At 70.9% G+C, this 20,962-nt stretch carries 19 protein-coding genes; 8 read left to right on the top strand and 11 right to left on the bottom strand.

Annotated elements, in window-relative coordinates; genetic code table 11:
* Positions 1 to 3 precede the first annotated feature (3 nt).
* Positions 4 to 1,503 (top strand): CYTH and CHAD domain-containing protein, encoded by a 1,500-nt coding sequence (locus K2F47_RS10225; RefSeq protein ID WP_242902642.1) that lies wholly within the window; start codon positions 4 to 6, stop codon positions 1,501 to 1,503.
* Here the strand turns inward: K2F47_RS10225 and K2F47_RS10220 are convergent.
* Both K2F47_RS10220 and K2F47_RS10215 read right to left on the bottom strand, forming a co-directional pair.
* Positions 1,469 to 2,365, bottom strand: coding sequence for an NUDIX hydrolase (locus K2F47_RS10220; RefSeq protein ID WP_242902641.1), 897 nt, complete (start codon positions 2,363 to 2,365; stop codon positions 1,469 to 1,471). The genes K2F47_RS10225 and K2F47_RS10220 overlap by 35 nt on opposite strands.
* Positions 2,358 to 4,442 carry an RNA degradosome polyphosphate kinase gene (locus tag K2F47_RS10215; RefSeq protein WP_242902640.1) on the bottom strand — a complete coding sequence of 695 codons (2,085 nt, stop codon included), beginning with the start codon at positions 4,440 to 4,442 and terminating at the stop codon, positions 2,358 to 2,360. Before K2F47_RS10215 ends, K2F47_RS10220 begins: the two co-directional genes overlap by 8 nt.
* Positions 4,443 to 4,813: 371 nt before the next feature.
* Between K2F47_RS10215 and K2F47_RS10210 the strand changes: the two genes are divergently transcribed.
* Both K2F47_RS10210 and K2F47_RS10205 read left to right on the top strand, forming a co-directional pair.
* On the top strand, positions 4,814 to 6,529 hold the full coding sequence (locus K2F47_RS10210) for a pentapeptide repeat-containing protein (protein ID WP_242902639.1): 1,716 nt from the start codon (positions 4,814 to 4,816) through the stop codon (positions 6,527 to 6,529).
* A gap of 57 nt (positions 6,530 to 6,586) precedes the next feature.
* A complete protein-coding gene (locus K2F47_RS10205; RefSeq protein ID WP_242902638.1) occupies positions 6,587 to 6,934 on the top strand; it encodes a hypothetical protein in 348 nt (115 codons plus the stop codon).
* Between the two features lie 91 nt (positions 6,935 to 7,025).
* On the opposite strand, the gene K2F47_RS10200 is transcribed toward K2F47_RS10205, so the two are convergent.
* Both K2F47_RS10200 and K2F47_RS10195 read right to left on the bottom strand, forming a co-directional pair.
* Positions 7,026 to 8,177 carry a CU044_5270 family protein gene (locus tag K2F47_RS10200; protein ID WP_242902637.1) on the bottom strand — a complete coding sequence of 384 codons (1,152 nt, stop codon included), beginning with the start codon at positions 8,175 to 8,177 and terminating at the stop codon, positions 7,026 to 7,028.
* Complete coding sequence (locus K2F47_RS10195) at positions 8,174 to 8,827, bottom strand: RNA polymerase sigma factor (protein ID WP_242902636.1); 654 nt, start codon at positions 8,825 to 8,827, stop codon at positions 8,174 to 8,176. The genes K2F47_RS10200 and K2F47_RS10195 overlap by 4 nt, the downstream gene beginning before the upstream one ends.
* 326 nt (positions 8,828 to 9,153) lie before the next feature.
* Here K2F47_RS10195 and ldt-CoaP point away from each other — a divergent pair, with 326 nt between their 5' ends.
* Both ldt-CoaP and K2F47_RS10185 read left to right on the top strand, forming a co-directional pair.
* On the top strand, positions 9,154 to 9,999 hold the full coding sequence (ldt-CoaP, locus tag K2F47_RS10190; protein ID WP_242902635.1) for a L,D-transpeptidase: 846 nt from the start codon (positions 9,154 to 9,156) through the stop codon (positions 9,997 to 9,999).
* Positions 10,000 to 10,046: 47 nt separating this feature from the next.
* Positions 10,047 to 10,739, top strand: coding sequence for a choice-of-anchor P family protein (locus tag K2F47_RS10185; RefSeq protein WP_242902634.1), 693 nt, complete (start codon positions 10,047 to 10,049; stop codon positions 10,737 to 10,739).
* 118 nt (positions 10,740 to 10,857) lie between these two features.
* On the opposite strand, the gene K2F47_RS10180 is transcribed toward K2F47_RS10185, so the two are convergent.
* Both K2F47_RS10180 and K2F47_RS10175 read right to left on the bottom strand, forming a co-directional pair.
* Complete coding sequence (locus tag K2F47_RS10180) at positions 10,858 to 11,298, bottom strand: ATP-binding protein (RefSeq protein ID WP_242902633.1); 441 nt, start codon at positions 11,296 to 11,298, stop codon at positions 10,858 to 10,860.
* A gap of 279 nt (positions 11,299 to 11,577) precedes the next feature.
* Positions 11,578 to 11,958 carry a hypothetical protein gene (locus tag K2F47_RS10175; protein ID WP_242902632.1) on the bottom strand — a complete coding sequence of 127 codons (381 nt, stop codon included), beginning with the start codon at positions 11,956 to 11,958 and terminating at the stop codon, positions 11,578 to 11,580.
* A gap of 99 nt (positions 11,959 to 12,057) precedes the next feature.
* Between K2F47_RS10175 and K2F47_RS10170 the strand changes: the two genes are divergently transcribed.
* The 3 genes from K2F47_RS10170 to K2F47_RS10160 all read left to right on the top strand — a co-directional run bounded on the left by K2F47_RS10170 (position 12,058) and on the right by K2F47_RS10160 (position 15,190).
* A complete protein-coding gene (locus K2F47_RS10170; protein WP_242902631.1) occupies positions 12,058 to 12,687 on the top strand; it encodes a LysE family translocator in 630 nt (209 codons plus the stop codon).
* 557 nt (positions 12,688 to 13,244) lie between these two features.
* Positions 13,245 to 14,516, top strand: coding sequence for a sensor histidine kinase (locus K2F47_RS10165; protein WP_242902630.1), 1,272 nt, complete (start codon positions 13,245 to 13,247; stop codon positions 14,514 to 14,516).
* Positions 14,504 to 15,190, top strand: a complete 687-nt coding sequence (locus K2F47_RS10160) for a response regulator (RefSeq protein WP_242902629.1) — start codon at positions 14,504 to 14,506, stop codon at positions 15,188 to 15,190. Before K2F47_RS10165 ends, K2F47_RS10160 begins: the two co-directional genes overlap by 13 nt.
* Before the next feature lie 30 nt (positions 15,191 to 15,220).
* Here K2F47_RS10160 and K2F47_RS10155 read toward each other — a convergent pair whose 3' ends face one another.
* From K2F47_RS10155 to K2F47_RS10135, 5 genes are all read right to left on the bottom strand, one after another.
* The gene (locus tag K2F47_RS10155) at positions 15,221 to 15,772 is read right to left on the bottom strand and encodes a carboxymuconolactone decarboxylase family protein (RefSeq protein WP_242902628.1); all 552 of its coding nucleotides are present in this window, start codon (positions 15,770 to 15,772) and stop codon (positions 15,221 to 15,223) included.
* Between the two features lie 2 nt (positions 15,773 to 15,774).
* On the bottom strand, positions 15,775 to 16,383 hold the full coding sequence (locus tag K2F47_RS10150) for a TetR/AcrR family transcriptional regulator (RefSeq protein WP_242902627.1): 609 nt from the start codon (positions 16,381 to 16,383) through the stop codon (positions 15,775 to 15,777).
* Between the two features lie 79 nt (positions 16,384 to 16,462).
* Positions 16,463 to 17,746: a putative PEP-binding protein gene (locus K2F47_RS10145; RefSeq protein ID WP_242902626.1), complete on the bottom strand. Its 1,284-nt coding sequence runs from the start codon at positions 17,744 to 17,746 to the stop codon at positions 16,463 to 16,465.
* Between the two features lie 77 nt (positions 17,747 to 17,823).
* Positions 17,824 to 19,644: an FAD/NAD(P)-binding protein gene (locus tag K2F47_RS10140; RefSeq protein ID WP_242902625.1), complete on the bottom strand. Its 1,821-nt coding sequence runs from the start codon at positions 19,642 to 19,644 to the stop codon at positions 17,824 to 17,826.
* A gap of 365 nt (positions 19,645 to 20,009) precedes the next feature.
* The gene (locus K2F47_RS10135) at positions 20,010 to 20,633 is read right to left on the bottom strand and encodes a DUF4360 domain-containing protein (protein WP_242902624.1); all 624 of its coding nucleotides are present in this window, start codon (positions 20,631 to 20,633) and stop codon (positions 20,010 to 20,012) included.
* Positions 20,634 to 20,962: the final 329 nt, after the last annotated feature.

Here is a 20,962-nt window from a genome sequence, read left to right as displayed (position 1 = left end):
ATCGTGGCCTTGAAGCATCTGGAGATCGAGCACAAGTACGACGCCGCCGCCGAGTTCGTCCTGCCGGAGCTGGACGGGCTGCCGGGCGTGGCGTCCGTGGGCGAGCCGGTGACGTACGAGCTCGCCGCGAGCTACTTCGACACCGAGGATCTGCGGCTGGCCGCGCAGGGGATCACGTTGCGGCGCAGGAAGGGCGGGACGGACGCCGGGTGGCATCTGAAGATGCCGGTGGGGCCCGACAGCAAGCAGGAGCTACAGGCGCCGCTGGGGCGGCCGCGAGTGGTTCCGGCGCGGCTGGCGGGGCTGGTGGCGGCGCACACGCGGGGGGCGGAGCTCGATCCGGTGGCGACGCTCGACACCGAGCGGACGGTCGTCCGGCTGTACGACGAGGACGGGGCGATGCTCGCCGAGGTGGCCGACGACCTGGTGACCGGGCAGGACGTGCGGGACGGCGAGCCGCGGCAGTGGCGCGAGGTCGAGGTCGAGCTCGGGGACGGGACGCCCGAGCTGCTGAAGGCCGTGGGCAAGCGGCTCCGGAAGGCGGGCGCGAAGCGGGCGGCGTCGTCGTCGAAGCTCGGGCGGCTGCTGGACGGGGCGGTCGTGCCGTCGGAGGCGAAGGCCGCGCGGGCGGCGACGCGGGCGCGGCTGGTGGCGTTGACGACGAACGGCAAGGCGCCCGCGGTGACGACCGGGGACGCGGTGATGGGCTATCTCGCGGCGCAGGTCGAGGCGGTGTTCGAGTACGACCCGAAGGCGCGGGTCGGGGAGGACGACGCCGTCCACCGGATGCGGGTGGCGGTGCGCAGGATCCGCAGCACGCTCAAGAGCTACCGCCCGGTCCTGGACGTGGACGCCTCGCTCGGCGACGAGTTGAAGTGGCTCGCGGCGGTGCTCGGGGAGGTCCGCGACCTGGAGGTGCTGCGGATGCGCTTCCAGGAGCGGCTGGACGGCGCGGCGGCCGGGTGGATGGAGGAGCTGGCGCGGCGGGAGCGGGGCGCGTACCGGAGGTTGAACGCGAGCCTGAAGGAGCCCCGGTACTTCGCGTTGCTGGAGGCGCTGGAGGATTTGATCGCGAATCCGCCGCTGGGGCGGGCGGCGGAGAAGAAGGCGCGCAAGGAGCTGCCCGTCCTGGTGACGAAGGCGTGGGAGCGGATGGCGAAGGACTACGCGTCGATCGCGGTCGCCGAGGACGAGGACATCGCGCGCCACGACACGCGCAAGGCCGCCAAGCGCGCGCGGTACGCGGCGGAGGTGGCGGTGCCCGTGCTGGGCGTGGCGGCCCGGCGGGTCGTCAAGGACGCGAAGCGCATCCAGGAAGTGCTCGGCGAGTACCAGGACGGCGTCATCGCCATGCAGCACCTTGAAGAGGCCGCACGGCGCGCGCGGTTGGTGTCCGACGCGTTCGCGCTGGGCGTCCTGTACGGGGCGGAGCGGTGTGACGCCGAGGCCGCGCGCGGCCGGCTCGCCGTCACTTGGTCGCAGACGCTCGGCCCGTCCTTCTGAGGGGTGTGTGGCGCTCCAGCGACGCGATCGTTGACGTGTCCAGGTGGACGACCCAGAACTCGCTCTTGCGCAGTCCTGGGTCGTCCGGGGGGTTCTCGCCCAGTTCCTTGCACAGGCCCGTGACGAGATCGGAGACGACCTCGCCGTGCGTGCACAGGACGGTGGGAACCCCCTCGGCGACGATGTCCAGCACGCGTTCCATCGCGCGGGCGGCGCTGGTCTGGCCGACCGTGAACGCCGCGTCGGTGGTGATCGGCGTCCCGGCGAGCCGCGCGTAGGGCAGGACGGTCTCCAGGCAGCGCGCGGTCGCCGAGCTGAGCGGCCGGGACGGGCCGTAGGCGTGCAGCAGCGCGGCCAGCTCGGACGCCTCGTCGCGGCCCTTCTCGTCCAGCGGACGGAGTTCGTCGGGCTCGCGCCAGGCGTGCTTCTCCCCGGCGGAGCCGTGCCGCAGGATCACCAGCGGCCAGGTCGTGAGGGGTCCGCGCAGGAACTCGCGCAGCAGGTCGACGTCGTGCCGGTAGCTGAGCCTCGCCTCCGCCTCGGCGGCGGGGAGCCAGACAAGCCGGTCGACCTCGTCGTTCACCGCGAACGCGGTCCCGCCCGCGGCCCGCGCCGACCAGTAGTCGACCCGCTTCGGCCGTCCGTCGACCGGGTACCGGACCGTGGGCAGGCGGCGGCCGAGGCGCGCGCGCACCCCGGTCTCCTCCTCGATCTCCCGGACGGCGGCGCGCAGCACGTGCTCGCCCTTGTCGACCTTGCCCTTGGGGAACGACCAGTCGTCGTAGCGGGGACGGTGGATCACCGCGAACTCCGGGCCGTCCCGCCAGAGCACCGCCCCCGCCGCGCGGACGGGCTCAGCCATCGACGGTCTTCCACCGGCGGCTGCGGACCAGGTGGGTCTGGATGTCCAGCAGCGTCTCGCCCGGTGGCGCGGCGGCGCGCGTCCAGGCGCCGTCGCCCGCGAGCGTCCAGGCCTGGGTGCCGTCGTCCATGGCGGTGTCGAGCAGCGTGAGCAGCTCCTGGCGCTGGGCGCGGTCGTTGACCGAGACGAGGGCCTCGACGCGGCGGTCGAGGTTGCGGTGCATCAGGTCGGCGCTGCCGAGCCACACCTCGGGCTCGCCGCCGTTCTCGAACGCGAACACCCGCGAGTGCTCCAGGAACCGGCCGAGGACGCTGCGCACCTTGATCGTCTCCGACAGCCCGGGGACGCCGGGACGCAGCGCGCAGATGCCGCGCACCCAGATCTCCACCGGCACGCCCTCCTGGGACGCCCGGTACAGCGCGTCGATCACGACCTCGTCCACGAGCGAGTTGCACTTGATCCGGATCCGCGCGGCGTGCCCGGCGCGGTGGTTCTCGATCTCGTGCTCGATCCGCTGGACGAGCCCGGAGCGCAGGCTGTTCGGCGCGACCAGCAGCCGGTGGTAGGAGTTCTGCCGCGAGTAGCCGGTGAGGTGGTTGAACAGGGCGCTGACGTCCTCGCCGACCTCGGGGTTGGCGGTGAGCAGGCCGAAGTCCTCGTACAGCCGCGCGGTCTTCGGGTGGTAGTTGCCGGTGCCGATGTGGCAGTAGCGGCGCAGGGTGCCGTCCGCGTCCTGCCGGACGATCAGCGCGAGCTTGCAGTGCGTCTTCAGCCCGACGAACCCGTAGACGACGTGGCAGCCCGCCGTCTCCAGCTTGCGCGCCCAGGCGATGTTGGCACGCTCGTCGAAGCGCGCCTTCAATTCGACGACCACGACGACCTGCTTGCCCGCCTCGGCCGCGTTCATGAGTGCGTCCACGATCGGGGAGTCGCCGCTGGTGCGGTAGAGCGTCTGCTTGATCGCGAGGACGCGCTTGTCGGCGGCGGCGTCCTCGATCAGCCGCTGGACGGACGTGGTGAACGAGTCGTAGGGGTGGTGGACGAGCACGTCCCGCTCACGGATGGCCGAGAAGATGCTCACATCGTCCGGCAAGGCCGCCTTGGACGGGACGAAAGGGACGTACTTCAGCTCCGGGCGGTCCAGGTCCGCGATCGCGGCGAGGCCGCCGAGGTCGAGCGGGCCGCCGACGCGGTAGATCTGCGAGTCGTGCACCTGGAGCTCCTCGGTGAGCAGCTCCAGCACGCCGTCGGAGATCGACTCCTCGACCTCCAGCCGGACGACGGGCCCGAACCTGCGGCGCAGCAGCTCGCGCTCCAGCGCCTGGAGCAGGCCCTCGCTGATGTCGTCGTCGATCTCCAGGTCCTGGTTGCGGGTGACGCGGAACGCGTGGTGCTCGACGACCTCCATGCCGATGAACAGCTGGCCGAGGTGCGCGGCGATCACGTCCTCCAGCGGCGTGAACCGGTCGGCGGAGGCCTCGATGAAGCGCGGCAGCAGCGGCGGCACCTTGACCCGGGCGAACATCGTCGCGTCCGTCTCCGGGTCGCGGACGATCACGGCGAGGTTGAGCGAGAGGCCCGAGATGTAGGGGAACGGGTGCGCGGAGTCGACGACCAGCGGGGTCAGGACGGGGTAGATCCGGTCGCGGAACAGCCGCCGCAGCCGCTCCTGCTCGGTCTCGGCCAGCTCGTCCCAGCGCAGGATGTCGATGCCCTCCTTGCCGAGGGCGGGACGGATCTCGTTGCGGAACGCGGCGGCGTGCCGCAGCATCAGTTCGTGGGCGACCCCGGCGGTACGTTCCAGTACCTCGCGGGGCTGGCGGCCGCTCGCGGACTGGACGGCGAGGCCGGTCGCCATCCGGCGGGCGAGCCCGGCGACCCGCACCATGAAGAACTCGTCCAGGTTGCTCGCGAAGATCGACAGGAACCGGACGCGCTCCAGGAGGGGCAGCGTGGAGTCCTCGGCGAGCTCCAGGACCCGCTGGTTGAACCGGAGCCAGCTCTCCTCACGGTCGAGGAAGCGATCTTCGGGCAGCGCCTCGTCACTGTGTGGCGAATGTCCTGGATTGACTGTCATGTCCGTAATTTTCCCCGACCAAGATGAACGGCAGTCGAACTGGGCTGATGTCGTCGATTTCCGAAGTATCAGACACGTGGATCATGCCCCGGGTTCCCGCTGATCACTCCGCGATCGGAGCACCCGGTGATCCACATGCGGGCGGGCGCGGACATGCGTCCGCTACGCCCCGTACGTCCGGTGTGCCGAAAATAACGGACCGTGTCCAGTTCCCGCAAAGGGAGTATCGACCTGTCCACATGGACACCTTCCCGTCGGAAGGTGACATCGGTAGAACGAGAAAGGTGACAACTCACGAGCCTTCGCAGCCGTCCCCGACCACCGTGCTCTGGCAACGGTGCACGGCCGTGCACGGGTGCACCGGACGGGCCGTGGAACGTTTCGGAGGCTGCCCCGCGCACCTGCGGCCGGACGAGTTCGACCGGTTCGTGGCGGGCATCCGTCCCGGGGCCGACCTCGACCTGCGCGGCGTCACCGTCCCGGCCTGGCTGCTCGACGCGTTACTGGACGCCCTCACCGGACCCGATGGGCGGCCCCACATCGGCCGGACGCGCTTCGACGGCGCCGTCCTGCCCTCCCACGCCGTCCTGCACGGAGCCTGCGTCGAGGGCGACAGCTCGTTCGACGGCGCATGCTTCCTAGGCGGCGCGTCCTTCTACGACGCGCGCTTCTTCGGAAACGTGTCGTTCCGGGGCGCGCGCTTCGGCGGGAACGCCTCTTTCCACGCGGCCCGCTTCCACCGGCACGCCTCGTTCGAGGAAGCCGTCCTCGCCGGGGACGCGCTGTTCGGCGAGGCCGCCTGGCACGCCGACGCCTCCTTCCGGCGGACGGTGTTCATCGGCGCGGCCTGCTTCGACCGCGCCCGCTTCGGACGCGACGCCGCGATGCAGGCCGCCTGCTTCGGCGGCGCCGTGTCGTTCAAGCGCGTCCACGTCGCCCGGCACGCGCGCTTCGAACGCGCCCGCTTCCGGTGCGGCGTGTGGCTCGGGCCGCTGGTGGTGGGCGGCCGGATCGGGCTGGCGGACGCGAACGCGAACGGCGGCCTGCGCGTCCACGCGGCGGCGCGGCAGGTGATCGCGCGGGGCGCGACCGTCCACGGGGCGGCCGACTTCCGGCTCCGGCACGCCGAACTCGACCTGGAGGACGCCGGGATCGGCGGGACGGTCACCGTCCGTTCGCTGCCGCAACCGATCCAGGGCGTGGCCGAACCTGTGTGGACCGATCCACCCATGGCGCGGGTGGTGTCGCTGCGCGGCGTCTCCTCACGCGGCCTGCACCTGGCGGACGTCGACCTCAGCGGCTGCGGGTTCCTCGGCCTGCACCGTCCCGACCTGCTGCGCATCTCGGGCGACTGCGCGTTCGCGACCGTCCCGGCGCGGCACTGGCAGCCGTTCGGCCGTCCGGGACGTCCCGGACGCGCCGTCCTGGCCGAAGACCTGGCCCGCCGCACAGGCACAGGCGGAGACCGCCTAGGAGCCGGCGTGGACCCCGTCCGCAGCCGCACCGCAGGAGGCGGGTACGAAGCGGCGGGCGGGCGCGAGGCGGGCCGTGGACGCGACTCAGGGCGCGGGCGCGGCACGGCAGGCGGGCGCGACGCGGGGCGCGGGCGCGGGCGTGGGCCGCGAGAGGGTGCGGGGCGGGGGCGTGCGGGGCGGCCCGGGGCGGGGCGCGGGGCGGACGTCGCGCGGCTTGAGGTGCTCTACCGGGAGCTTGCGCGGGCCTCGGCCGGCTGCGGGCAGGCCGCGCTCGCCAGGGACTTCCGCTACGCCGCGCTGGAGTTGCGACGGCACGGCGACCAGGCGCAGTGGCGCCGGCTGACCCTGCACGTCCTATGGCTGACCAGCGGATACGGCCTGCGGACGAGCCGGATGATGGCCTGGCTCGCGGTGATCATCGCGTTGCTGTGCTGCGGCGCCACCTACCTGAGGCACGGGGACAACCAGACGTCGGCGGCGCACCGGCACACGCTCGACCGGGGGTGCTCGCCCGGCCGCCGGGGGCTGCCGCCCGCCGCCCGGAAGGCGGCATTCACCGGACGCGCCGCCGTGATTGAGGACGACCGGAACGTTACCGGCTGCCTTCAATAGGGCACGTGGGGAGGCGCCGTCTCTGTTTTGTCAGACCTTTGGGTAATCATTCTTGTTATGAGCAGAGACACCCATCCGGGAGTGCGGTGCCCGCACTGCCAATCGCATCTCGCGCTCGTCCCCGTCCCGCTGCCGACCGGTTCCGCGTCCCCGACCGTCCCGCCCGCTAACCCCCTGCCCGCCGGTGCCCCCGGCCCGGCGCCGCCCGTCGTCCCGATCAAGGAGGAATGGTCGCCCCCGCCGGTCGCCGAGGTTCTCGCGGTTTACGCCGGCCGCGTCAAGGACACCACGACCGCAATGCGCGGCGCCGCCCGGGTCAGGGAAAGCCTGAACCGCGCCAAGACCGTCGCCGCGCAGCGCAAGGCGGCCCAGAAAGCCGCCCGGCACGCCCCCAGAAGCGCCTGATCACAGACCGATCACGGCACGCCGTGCGGGACGGCGCCCGGCCCGGTGAGGCCGGGGCACCGCCCCTCGGGCGAAGCCGTCCCGAAATCGATCAGCGGGGGGCCGAGTCCGTCCATTCCATGGTGAGCACGGTGGTGGAGTTCAGCAGCGAACCGGCGGGCGCGCTCTCCTTGCCTGACGGCTTGACCAGCACGTTCTCGTCCGCCAGCGCGTTGCCGTTGGACGGGTCGATCACGAGCCGGTGCCGGATCACGCCCCGCCACGTCTTCTCGTCCATCGCGATCGCGTCGCCGGTGCGGCCTTCGGCGTCCTTCACCCTGCCGATGCCCTCGACGCTCTTCAGCCCGGCCAGCATCCGGAACGCCGCCGCGCGCACCTTCGGGGTCACGGGCAGGCTGGTCACGACGCTCCCGCCGACGCGGTAGAGCCACGCGTCCGCCGACATGGGCACGGAGTCGGACTCGGTGTCGTGCCCCCCGTACCAGCGCAGCAGCGTCGCCTTGAGCCGCTTCGGCTCGGACGGCAGGGCGCGCAGGTCCTTCATCGTCACGTTCCGCCCGAGCCAGAACACCTTGTCGCCGTCGACCAGCGGCATGCTGCTGGTCCGCGCCGGGCCGGGCGCCGTGCGCACCTTCAGGCTCTTGTACCGCCCCTTGCCGAGAGGGGTGCCGATCCTGATCTCGAACTCGGACGGGGACCCGGCGCGCCGCCAGGCCGCCTCGTCCGCCGGGGTCGCGGGCTTCGCGCCGAGCGACTGCTGGCGGCCGTGGGAGCGGCCGCCGGGCCGGGTGGGCGTCCAGCCGTCGTCCTTGCCGACGGTCACGATGGTGTAGGCGGGGTCGCCGACCCGGTCGTAGTTGTAGGACTTGGTCGCGATGTGCCAGTACGCCCCGGTTCCCTCGGTCTGCCCGTCCAGCTTCTCCGCCGCCGCCAGCAGGACGGTGCGCGCGTCGCTCGGCCGCTCCGCCCCGCCGCCCGCCCGGGGTCCCGGGTCCGCCGCGCCGCCGCCGTTCCCGTCCGAGGGCAGGGTCGTCACGACCAGCGCGGCGGCCGCCGCCACGCCGACCAGCCCGAGCCCCCACGCCGGACGGACGAGCCGCCGCCGCGGAGTCCGCTCCGTCACATTTCGCGGCGTCGCCATCGCGCGCGCCAGCTCCGCCGCCCGCACGTTCTCATCGACCCGGGCGTCCGGGTCGAGCTCGCCGGGCCGGGCCTCCCGCAGGGTCCGCAGCACGTCACTCATGACCTCTCCTCACTGATGATCCCAACCGGACGCACCCCGGCCGCGGCGTGCCCGGCCGCGCTCCGCGCCCGGTCCGCGTGCCCTGCTGGGCGGGGTGCGGGTTCGGCGGGGGCGTCCTCGACCGCGCGGACGAGGCGGCGCCGCGCCCGGTGCAGCCGGACCCGCAGCGCCGCCGCAGTGCACCCGACGACCCGCGCGGCCTCGCGCGGCGTGAGCCCCTGCCAGGCGACGAGGATCAGGATCTCCCGGTCGCCCTCCGGAAGCGCGGCCATCGCGCGGAGCACGGCGAGCCGTTCGGCGACGTCCTCCGCGATGTCCCCGGCGCGCGCGGCTTGTCCCGGGTGCCCGGTGTGCCCCGCCTGCCGGGCGTCCATGCGTTCGGCCCAGCCGCGCAGCTCCGCCTCGAACGCCTCGCGCCGTGCCTCGGCCCGATAGCTCTCGCGCAGCACATTCCGCGCGACGCCGAGCAGCCATGGCAGCGCCGGGTCGGGGACGTCGCGCAGGCGGCGCCACGCGACCGCGAAGGTCTCGCTCACCACCTCGTCCGCGACCTGCCGTCCGGCGCGGCTGACCGCGTATGCCCACACGCGCTGCCGACAGGCGTCGTATATCGCGGTGAAGCGTTCTTCATCGGAGGCCTCGTCTGCCACCGCCTGCCCCTTCGTCCGTCCAGGTGTGTCCGTCACCAGGAAGTGGCGGGCCGGCGTCCATCGTTACCGGACGTCTCAGGAAACCTCCCACCGGCGCCCCGGCGCCCCGGCGCCCCGGCGGCCGGCGGGGGCCGCTCCGGCACCGGTCCCGGCGCCGACCTGGCTTCGGAGTGAGACTCCGGTTCATCCGCTTTTATCCACCCGATCCTTTAATTGCCCGGGCAAATCAGACCATTAATATCTTTTCGCGCCAATCCGTCAATGGCCGAACCCCTTTTTTCGCCATTCCCCGCGCGGACCGCTCGGCGCCACTAATATCCCGGCCCATGGTGACCATGAATAGCCGGGCCGGACGCGTCCGGACGGCGGGCGTGCTCGTCCCGGCGGCCGCCGCCGTGCTGCTGCTCGGCGGGTGCGGAGGCTCGTCCCCGGGGGAGGCGTCCTCGGGCGGTCCCTCCTCGGGGAAGGGTTTAGGCGACCAGGTCAGCCCGTCCGCCGACGACCCCGGCAACGGGGACGCGCCCGCCTCCACCACGTTCGCCACGCTGCGCGGCGTCCCGCTGGACGAGGGCGCGCAGTCCGCCACCGACGGCCAGGTCGTGCACCCGGCCACGGCGGTGCCCGTCCTCGACCGGCCGGGCGGGCGCACCGTCGCCACGCTCCCGGCCGAGCAACTCGGCGGCCCGACCTGGGTGCCCGTCGTCGAGACCTCCGGAACCTGGCGGCGCGTGCTGCTGCCCAGCCGTCCCAACCGGTCGAGCGGCTGGATCTCCGCCACGAGCGCGGGGCTCCAGACCGCGCGCACGCCCTACACCATCCAGATCGACCTCGCGCAGCGCGGGCTGACCCTGCTCAAGTCCAAGCGGCCGGTCGGCCGCTGGAAGGTCGCGGTCGGCGACACCGGCACCCCGACCCCGCCGGGCCGGACGTTCGTCATGGCCACCCTCGCGCCCGCGAAGCAGACGCCCAGCCCGCTCGTCCTGCCGCTCGGCACGCACTCGACCACATTGGACACCTTCGGCGGCGGGCCCGGCACCGTCGCCCTGCACGGCTGGCCCGACAGCGGCGTGTTCGGCAAGGCCGTCACGCACGGCTGCGTCCGGGTACCGGCGGACGCTCTGCGACGCCTCTCCAGCGTCCCCCTCGGGACGCTCGTGCTCATCAACGGCTGACGGCGCCCCGCCGCTCGGCCCTTCCAGATCTGATCGGAGACACACACATGCGTCACGTCCTGCGACGTCTGACCACGGCCGGGCTGCTGGCCGCCGGGCTCGTCGCCACCACGAACCCGGCCCTGGCCTCGCCCGCCGAGCACCCCGGCAGGGCCGGCGGCGAGGGTTCCGCGTACGGGCTGACCGCGATCGGCGCAATCCCGATCGCGCCGGTGCCCGCCGTCTCGTCCCGCGCGGGCACGGCCAGGAAGAGCCTGGTGCGCGAGGAGCACACCAAGATCGTCCAGGCGTACGCGCTGGACGTGGCGGCCCGCGCCGGGCACGCCAGGTCCACGGTCGCGCGGCTGAACGTCCCGCCGGCGAACCTGACGGCGGGCGCGGTCACCGTGACCTGCGACGGCGGACGCGGCACCACCCACCTCGCCGACGCCCTCATCGCCGGGCGCCGCCTGGACGTCTCACCGCCCCCCAACACCACGATCCCGGTGGACGTGACGGGTGTCGGCCGCACCTCGCTCATCCTCAACAAGCAGTGGCGCACGCGGGACGGCCGCCTCGCCGTCACGGGGATGGAGTTGAACGTGCCGCTGTCCAAGGTCGTCGGGAAGAACTCGACCATCCGGATCGCCTCCGCCACCTGCGGTCAGGCGGCGGCGCCGCACCAGCACCCGCGCCCGCGTCCGGCCCAGGAGGCTCCCGCGCCGACCCCGGTGAAGCGCGACCTCCCCGTCGCCGGCTGACGCCCTCGCGACGAAACGGCCCGGGGATATCCCCGGGCCGTTTCCATGCGTGCGATACCCGTCTCGGCATCGTCGGCGCGCCTGGCAGCCAACGCGCGGGCGCGGGCGGCCGGGCAGCTCAGCTCGCCAGCGTTTTCTCGAAATGCACGATCGCGCCATTCCGTGAGACGCGATCCATAATGCGCACTTCTTCCATAAAAGCCCGAATCAGCTGTAGCCCGCGCCCGCTCTCGGCATTCGGGGACGCTTGCCGCTCGTCCCACACCGCCTGCCGCCTATCGCGCGGCGCGTGCCGCGTCTCACACGACGCCGGACCGGCGCCGCCTCCGTCGATGACCTCCACCACGCACCGCGCCCCGTCCATCCGGGCGCGGACCTCGTACTCACCCGCCGCCGCGTGCTGGATGGCGTTCGCGCACGCCTCACCCAGCGCCAGGGAGATGTCCGCCCTGATCTCTGACGTCACCCCGAGACCGCGGAGGGAGGCGTCGAGCGTGTGCCGTACCAGGGGCGCGCTCTCGGCGTCCCTGGGCAAGGTCATTTCGAGGACGACCTCCATGCGAACCGCCTCCGTTCCTCTAGGAGGCTGATTTCCCATTACCACACGCCGGAAACTTCTGCCACCCTTACCACTGATTCGTGGCAGCTCAGGGGCATGTAGACGCTCCGCCCGCGATCCCTGCCATCACCTTGGCGCCCTCGCCGACGAGATCGCTCAACCCGAAGCGTTCCGCCCATGCCCCGTCCATTGCCGCCCTCGCGGTGATCATGCACGCCTGCCCCGCCCGATCGAGCCGCCCGCCCCCATCGTCGCGCGGCCGGGGCCGTTCGCACAGGGTCACTCTTCCTCGACGTCCCCCGCCAGGGCGCGGGCGGCGGCCGTCTGGTCTTCGTCGAGCCCCTCGTAGCCGGACTCCCGGTTCTGCTCGGCCTGGTCGTCGATCCACCGGCCGTGCGCCTCCCACGCGGCCTGCTTGCTGATCCCGAGCGCGGCGCCGATCCGCGACCAGGACGCCCCGGCCGCCCGCGCGCTCCGCACGGCGAGCTGCCGCCCGTAGACCGCCTTGCGGGCGATCACCTCGCCGAGCGCCAGCAGCTCCAGCGCCTCGTCCCGGCTGAGCGGCGACTCCCCGACCGCGTCCCGCATCCAGAGGACGTCGTGGCGGGCCGCCGCCCCCGGCAGCGTGACTTCCTTCTCCAACGCGTCAGCAGTGATCATGTCCTCAAGTCTCATGGTCAGGCCACCTTGACGTCAAGCGTTCCTGACCCCAGAGGAAAATCGGCGGCTTTGCGCCACTTGTCCGACTACGATCCGATCATGCTGACCGCCGCCCTCGTCTTCGCCGGAGTCGCGCTCCTGATCAACGTGACCCCGGGCCTGGACACCCTGCTCGTCGTGCGGACCTCCATCTCCGACGGCAGGGCGGGCGGCATCGCCGCCTCCCTCGGCGTCATGACCGGCTGCCTGGCCTGGGGCATCGCGGCCGCGATCGGGCTGACGGCCCTGCTCACCGCCTCCCACACCGCCTACGAGACGCTGCGGATCTGCGGTGCCCTCTACCTCGTCTACCTGGGCGTGTCCGCGCTCTGGCACGCGCGCCGACCGGCGCCCGCCGAGGCGCTGGAACCCGAGGCCACCGAGCCGCGTGGCCGCTGGGCCGCCTTCCGCGCCGGTCTCGGAACGAACCTCCTCAACCCGAAGGCCGGGGTCTTCTACATGAGCCTCCTCCCGCAGTTCATGCCGGACGGCGCCCCGATGTTCAGCACGACGCTGCTGTTCACGGCCATCGACCTCGCCGAACTCGTGGTCTGGTACTGGCTGGTCTCCGGCGTGGCGGCCGCGCTGGGCGAGCGGCTGAGGCGCCCCTCGGTCCGGCGCCGCCTCGAACAGTTCACGGGCATCGCCTTCCTCGGCTTCGCCGCCAACCTGGCCGCCGAACGCCCCTAAGACCACTTCACAGCACATACGAAACGATGGGGAACACTCTGAAACGCTTCGGACCGTTGACCGGGTGAGTCCACGTCGCACACCGCCCGCGAAAGGCTCCGGCGGCACGCGGGGGAGCCCAGCCCGCATGAAATCGCCTGAAATGCGCACGCGCGCGACCCCGCGGAGCCATTTCGGCTGCGCTGTGTGACCATTCCCTTCCAAAGAAGGAAGGGAATGGGAATGGTCGGCCGCTGCAACATACCCAAGATCAGTATGGCGAAACCCCCGAGCCGTGACCGGCAGCGGTCGGCTACGGCGCCGGCTATCGGGATAGCGGACGATCAGTGCCAAAGCGGAGCCTACGTCCGCGCGATCCGGACCCGGTTCCCGGTGATCATCAGTGCGCCGCAAGGCCGCGATTGCGCTGGTCATCAGCAAAGGAGCGCGGCCGCCGTTGTCACCCGGAACGGCCTCGGCGCGGACGTCATCCGCCGTACAGCCCTCCGTTCTTCGCGGAAGTTATTCTGCGAAAGGTACGGCGGCCTCATGTCGCCTCCGACTCGGGGGGGTTGCGAATGCCGGCTGAGCATTTTGAGCGGACCAGGGCGAGAGGGGAGGTCAGGGAGCGGTTCCTCTCCCGTGCCCGCCGCGCGCTGGACGCGCTCGACCAGCTCGTCGGCGGGCTCGGCACGGCCATCCTGGCGATGATCGTCCTGGTCGTGGTGGCCGTCGCCGCGCTCGCGTCCGCGCTCGGGATCGGAAAGTTCCTCAAGTACGTCGCGCTGCGCGGGCTCCGCTTCGTCGCCGACCGCGAGCGCGCGCGGCTCTCCCGCTGCGGCCCGGAGATGATCGACCCGAGCCCGGCGCCCGCCGGGGTCCGCGCCGCCGCGGCCGACCCGTCCGTCCGGCGGGAGCTGGCCTGGCTGATCACCCACTCCACGTTCGGGATGGCCGTCGGGCTCGCCGGCGCACCGGTCCCCTACTACGTCGTGCGCGACCTCGCCTACCCGCTGTACTGGTGGGCCGTCCCGGGCGACGCGTCCGAGCGCTCGCCCGAGTTCTGGGACGTGCACGGCTTCGCCGACGCGCTCGTCGCACCCCTCACGGGCATCGGCTGGGCCGTCGCGTTCATGGCCCTCGCCCCCGCCCTGGCCCGCGCGCAGGCCTGGTCGGGACGGCGGCTCCTCGCCCCCGTCCCGCTCACCGACCTGTCCCTGCGCGTGGCGCGGCTGTCCGCCACCCGCGCCGCGGCGCTGGACGCCCACGCGACCGAACTGCGGCGCATCGAACGCTCGCTGCACGACGGCACGCAGAACCGGCTCGTCGCCGTGACCGTCATGCTCGGCGCGACGCGCCGCGCGCTGGCCCGCGATCCGTCCGGCGCGGCGGCGCTCCTCGACCGCGCGCAGAACGCCTCCGAACAGGCCCTCGCCGAACTCCGCGAGGTCGTGCGCGGCATCCTCCCGCCCGTCCTGGACGACCGGGGCCTCGCCGGAGCGCTCGCCGGGCTCGTCGCGACCTGCGCCGTCCCCTGCCGGCTGAGCGTCGACGTCCCCGGGCGGTGCGCCGCGTCCGTCGAGGCCACCACCTATTTCGTCGTCGCCGAGGCGCTCACGAACATCTCCCGGCACAGCGGCGCGCGGCGGGCCGCCGTCACCGTCCGCCGCCACCGCGACCGGTTACTGCTGTGGATCGGCGACGACGGCGCGGGCGGCGCCGACGAGACCCGCGGCTCCGGCCTCGCGGGCATCCGCCACCGCGTCCAGGCCCTGGACGGCCTTCTCACCGTGACCAGCCCGCCCGGCGGGCCGACCACCCTCGAAGCGGAGCTGCCATGCGGATCGTGATCGCCGAGGACGACCCGCTCCTGCGCGAGGGGCTCGCCCTCCTGCTGCGCGCGGAGTCCCTGGACGTGGTCGCGACGGCCGACCACCCCGCCGAGTTCCTGACCGCCGTCGACGCCCATGCCCCCGATGTCGCGATCGTCGACGTCCGGATGCCGCCGACGCACACCGACGAGGGCATCGTCGCGGCCGTCGAGGCGCGCCGCCGCCGTCCGGAACTCGCCGTCCTCGTCCTTTCCGCCCATGTCGAGCAGGCATTCGCCACCGAACTCCTTTCCGGCGGCACCGCCAGGCTTGGCTACCTCCTCAAGGAAAGGGTCGGCCGCGTCGACCATTTCCTGGACGCGTTGCACCGCGTGGCCGACGGCGGAACGGCCATCGACCCCGATGTCGTCGCACAACTCCTGCGCCGCGACGCGGCCTTGGAACGTTTGAGCCCTCGGGAACTCGACGTCCTCTCCCTCATGGCGGAAGGGCTCGGCAACACCGCGATCGCCGAGACCCTCTCCGTCACCGAGGGCGCCGTCCACAAGCACATCCGCAACATCTTCGCGAAACTCGACCTGGCCCCCACCGACCGCGCGGACCGCCGCGTCGCCGCCGTCCTGCGCTACTTGGGGAACACTCCGTCGCCACGCCCGGACGCGGCCACCGCACCGACCGGCCAACTTTTCTAGGTGGCCACGACTCGGGGGGCGGTGATGGGGTCAGGAACGGGTCCAGGCCTGGTCCTGCCAGGCGTCGTCCAGCGGAGTGTGGGCGATGTGGTTGGTGTAGTTGGAAAGCGTCTTCATTCCCACGCCGAGGATGACGTCCATGACGTGGCGGCGGGTGTAACCGGCGTCCAGGAATGCCCGCACCTCGGCGTCGTCCACCGAGCCGCGGTCGGCGACCACGAGTCGGGTGAAACGGCGCGCGGCCTCCAACTCGGGGTCGTCCAGCTGCTTGCCCGCGCGCAGTGCCTCCACCGTCTCGGACGGCATCTTCGAGCGCAAGGCCATCGTGGAATGGGCGGCGACGCAGTACTCGCAGCCGTTCTCCACGCTGATGGTGAGCAGCACCACCTGCTTGGCGTGCGCCGGGAGCGAGGACTTTCCGAACAGCTCCGCCAGCGCGTTGTAACCCGCCAGCAGCTCGGGCGACTCGCCCATCACGCCGTTGAGGGTGGTGACGAATCCCATCCGCTTCTTGGCCGCCTCCAGATAGGGGCGGGACGCCTCGGGGGCGGTGGTCTCGTCATAGACGGTGAACTCGGCCATCTTCACTTCTCCTTCGCAGGGGTTCCGGACGCGGACAAGGTCTCCAGTAGCGCGGCGACGGTCGCACGCAGGTCGGCCGCCGGGGCCCCGGCCCGCGACCGCAGGTTCACTCCATAGGCCAGCAGTGCCAGCATTTCCGCGGTGGCCTCGACTTCCAGGCCGGGCCGCAGTTGCCCGCGCGATCGGGCGCTTTCGAGGGCGGCGCGCATGGACGAGCGCAATCGCTCGTGATGGTCGTCCAAGACTTGCCGCACATCGGCGTCCACGACCGGGTCGGCATGGGCGTTGGACACCATGCAGCCCCAGCGGGCCTGCGGCCCCTCACAGCGGGCCCGGATCAGCCGGTCGAAGAATTCGGCGATGACCGGCAGCCCCCGATCGCCGGAGGCGAGGGCGTCCAGCACGGGACGGGACCGCTGGTCGACATACCGGCGCAGTGCCGCCAGATACAGCTCGCCTTTGCCGCCGAACGTGGCGTACAGGCTGGAGCGGCTGAGCCCCGTCACGGCCACGACCTCGCCGACCCCGGTCGAGGACGCGCCGCGCCGCCAGAACAGCTCCACCACCTCGTCCAACACCCGGTCGGGATCGAAGTGCTTGACGTCCGGCATGGCCCCTCGCAGCTATCTTGGAACGCTCATTCCAAGATATCTTCTCCCTATCTTCCCGGCAACCGGCAGCATGGGGAACCTAGGCCGCCGACCTCCTGGCGAGCTGCTGGAGTTCGGCGGTGCACATCATCAGCGTTCGCGTCGGAAGATGCTGGACGTAGTGGTCCAGATCGGCGCCCAGCGCGAACACGTGCACCGGAACACCGGCGTCGCGTCCGGCCTCGACGGCCTGCCGCAGCGCGGCCAGGACGGCCGGGTGCCTGGTCTGGTAAATGGAGGAGACCAGGTGGTTGCCCCGGTCGGCGGCGAGATAGAACTGGATCAGATCCTTGGTGCCGACGAACAACTCGCCCGCCCCCGACGCGCAGAAATCGACCGCCGAGTGCACGGCGGCCGGTGTTTCGACGAAGACGCCGAGCGGCGTCTCGTCCCCCAGGCCTAGGTTCTTCCTCAGCCGCACGAACTCGTCCCGGTCGTTGATGAACGGAACCGCGAAGCTCAAACGGTCGGCGTCGGCGCCGAGGCGTTCCAGCGCATGAGCGCGAAGCGCCCGAAAGGCGTCGGCGTAGTGAGGCTCGTTGAGCAGCCATCTGGCGCCATGCAGGCCGAGCTCCGGATTCGGTTCGTCGACCACGTGCATGTCGGTCGTGATCTGGGCGGCGTCGTCCGAGCGAAGGTCGAGCAGCCTCATGATCACGCGCTGGCCGGGGAGGAGTTCGTCCACCATCGAGCACAGTTCCGCGGCGATGGCGGCACCGTAGCGCTCGGCCTCGCGCCTCCCCGCCCGAAGCGCGTCGATCGGGCTCAGCCCCGCCGCGAAGCACACGAACTCCTCGCGGATGAAGTAGGAGTCGGCCCGCTCGACCCGCGGGACGAGGGCGTTCGTCGAGCGGATGTCGGTGGCATCCGCGATGACCACGCAGATCGATTCGATGTCCTCGAAGGTGGCAGCCGCGACCTCCGCCGACGGCGCCGCGAGTTCGGCCTTACCGAGAACGACCGACTCGCGATCGAGCACGATGGTGGCCTCGCCGGTGAGCGCGTCCAGCTCCGCCAGATCGATCCGCAGCACGGGAATTCCACGCGAGCGGCAGAGCGACTGCATATGACCGGTCCGCCCGCCTCTCGCGCAGATCACCCCCGCGCTGACGACAATGGCGTCATAGAGTTCCGGGCCGAGCCTGTCGACGACCAGGATGGCGCCCTCAACCGGCTCCGCACTGCGATTACACGGCCCATGAACGTGACGATGATGCGAACCGACGAGCAAAACCCCTGGTACTTCGCGAGGGCTCACGAGTGTCCTCTCCACCGACTCCGGGTCGGCCCGCCCAGGGAGCGCCCACGGCTCGACGCGCCTCATCCGAGCAGAGCATGCTTGGATGCTGGCAGCCGCCGGGGCCGCCGCGCACCTTCTCGAATGCCCAGGCGGCTTTCCCGCTAATCCGACCCCGAGGGCACATCGAGCCCGAGCAGGTGACGCAGTTCCCGTGGCGTCACGGACAGGTCGTTCAGCTTCGTCATCGCCGCCCTGTTCACGGCGAACCGCAGCGCACGGTCGCTCATCGGAGTCGTGAGGGCCTTGCGGACGGCCCCGAGACTCTCTTCGAACGATGCCGCCAGGGCCTCCCGACGGTGCCGGCTCCGAGCGGCCATCCGGTGCACGTCGAGCATGACCGCTCGGTCGAACGCCTCGGCCTCGGTCGGCACCGCGACGTCGGCCTTCTCGTCATAGCAGGATTCGAGATGGTGCAGCACCGTCGCGGCGACGCCCACCGAATGGTTCTTGATCGCGGCGAGGTTGAACGCGAACGCGCCCACCCGTCCGTACCGGATGATCTCGTCGCCCTCCCGCGGAGTGCCGACCACGGAGATCTGACCGGAGCGGACACCGTTCGGCCCGAGGAGGAAGCCGCTTCCGTCCACCTCGACGCCGCGTCCGGTCCGCCGATGTTGGGCGGCGATCCCGTTCCGCAGCAGGTTCGTCCAGAGCGCCGAGCCGACCCGTTCGTAGTCCGGTTCCCGCCCGAAATTCGAAATCACGAGATCCGCTTCGATCGTCTGGGGACCATCGGGCCGCGACACCGTCAGTTTCAGCGTGCCGTTCTCGGTGCCGACGATCCCGTCGACCTTCCCCGCGGTGACGGCGAGCTGGCTACCGTCCGCGATCGCCGCGTCAACGATCCCGGTCGTGTAAGCGACAGCGCTCACCCGCAACGTGGCCATCAGGCTTCCGTAGGCGTCAAGAAGCGCCCGCAGGTCGGACGAGGGAATCCGCTCCAGCACCGCGGGCAGAAAGGGCTCCCACGACTTGGTGACCCGTTCGGTCATGACAGCGGGGGCCACGTCGGGATGCTCCCGGGTGACGATGGCGCACGCCCGCTCCCATTCGTCCCTGAAACGCCGGACGAGTTCGTCACGCCCCTCGTAGGTGTCCGCGCCCAGGCGTGGAGCCGGAAGGTTGAGCACATGATGCCGGTGGTCCGAAGGATAGGTGCGAAGCGTCAACCCCGAACGCGAGACCATGTGAATCTTCCCGGTGTGGCCCCGCCGCAACAGAAGGGAAGCCGAGTCGTAGGCGCTCAGCAGCGTGCCGATGATGGCGACGACCGCGTCCCGCCGAACACCGAGGATCTTCTCGATTCCCGCCTCTGAATAGGGGTGCCGCAAGAAGGCAGGGTGGTCTCGCACAGCGGCCGCGAATGGAAGGTCCCGCTCCTCCAGGCCCGTCGCGAGGACGACGTGATCGGCTTGCAGCGTCGTCCGTCCTGCCACCCCGCCGGGCAACGAGCAGTTCTCGACGACAACACCCACCGGCCCGTCGCCGACCTCCAGGTCGACCACCTCGCCGTCGGCCTCGATCAGCGTCACGCCGTCCGACGCCTCGCGGACGGCGTCGGCGAGACGGGCGGCGAGGTAGTCGCCGTAGATCCGGCGAGGCGCGGGCCCGGACTCGGTAAAGGTGAACCCGCTCCATTCCGGAGGCCACCCGCTGCGATCGGCCTCCTCATTGGCCCACGCGACGAAGTCGTCGACGTCCTCCCGGAACATCGACATGCGTCCCGCCTGGATGTTGAAGACGTGCTGCCAGTGATTGCCCGTCCGGTGGTAGGCCACACCGGCGTTCCGGAATTCAGGCCGCCGCTCCACCAGCACGACCTGCAACGGTTCACGCGCGAACTGCAAGAGGCGGATGGCGGTGGCCGTGCCTGCCAGACCCGCTCCGACGACGACTACCCTTCGGGGTGCCAGGAAACTCACCGTGGCCACTCCCCCCACGCATCGGATCGGTCCATAACAGAGTTATTGCTGCTTGAACGTACCTTGGATCACCATCCGACTCAATGGCTCGCCGCGCCCACAAGTGGCACAGACCGGACGCCCGCCGGCCCTTGCAAAACCCGCTTCCCTTCGGTTTGACGAACGATCCGGCCCATCCCCCACCAGTCAGAAGATGTTTCTGACTATGTTTCCCCGCTGTTAGGCTGCGTTCCGTTCGTAGACCGTCCGTGGTGACCAGCCAGAGAACGGGAGACTGGTCCTCACCCCGGGTGACGGGACGGGGTTCGAACACGGACCGGCGGCGGGGAGGCGCCGCATCACCCTCCCCGCACCGCCGACTTGGATTATGGACACTTCTTCCAAGCGAAGTGGTAGGTCGTCACGGGCCCATCACTGAGTGAGTCCATGCTGACAAAGCTGATTTCGGACGAATGCGAGGCGCCCTTGTCGAGCCGCACCTCTGTATCTATGTGCAGGTCGAGGTCTTCACCGCATGGCCGCCAGGCCAGGTCGTCCGCCGGCGTGGTGTCGGTGTAAAAGAAGTCGTTCGCGAACGGGCCCTTTATCTCGTACGCGACCCTGCGCGCCTGGTCGGCGCCGGTGAAGTAGTGAGCAGCCTTCTGTCGAGCGCTCACACCATCTTGCAGGTCGGCGTAGACGTTGTGTTTCACCTGCGAAACCGCGTAGGTGAAGCCCTCCGAGAGGTTCACCTTCAATCGGACCTGACAATTCTTGCGCGCATCGATGGGGCGCGACGAACCGCCCGCCCAAGCGACGTAGGAAGAGTAAATTATCGAGAAGACATCCTTGCTGTCCCGGAGACTTACATGAACGGTGCCGGGAGGGCACCCGGAACCGTTGAGGGATACGATGCCGAGCTTGACTCCATCTGGGCCGAGCGCGAGACGCGGGCTGGCCTCGGCCGGCATGATCGGCGTCGCGATCGCGGCGAGCGCCACAACAGCCATACCTGAAATAGCTCTCCACACAAGCATGCAGTTTCTCCCATCCAGGGGGGGCGATGCACAGAACCCAAAAACTGAACGAAGAGTAACTTTCACGCTAATCGCTGTCAAATGTCAATTTTCAAAACACCCCTCGAATAGATTCGATTACCGAGCACACAGCATCCGCTGGCGCTGCCAAAATTGACCGTGCACACCGCCGCCTCCCACTAGAGCCTGTCCCGTAACGGTTGTGGATCTTGATCGATGATCTTGGTGTGGATCAAGCGATCAACGCTGAGGACAGGGTCTGGGTGCCGACCTTCACGGGGTTGTCGATGCGGCAGTTCGGC

Origin of the sequence: Actinomadura terrae, from assembly GCF_022751215.1 — a bacterium.
Classification (GTDB): Bacteria; Actinomycetota; Actinomycetes; order Streptosporangiales; family Streptosporangiaceae; genus Spirillospora; species Spirillospora terrae.
This window is presented reverse-complemented; position numbering and strand designations above follow the sequence as displayed.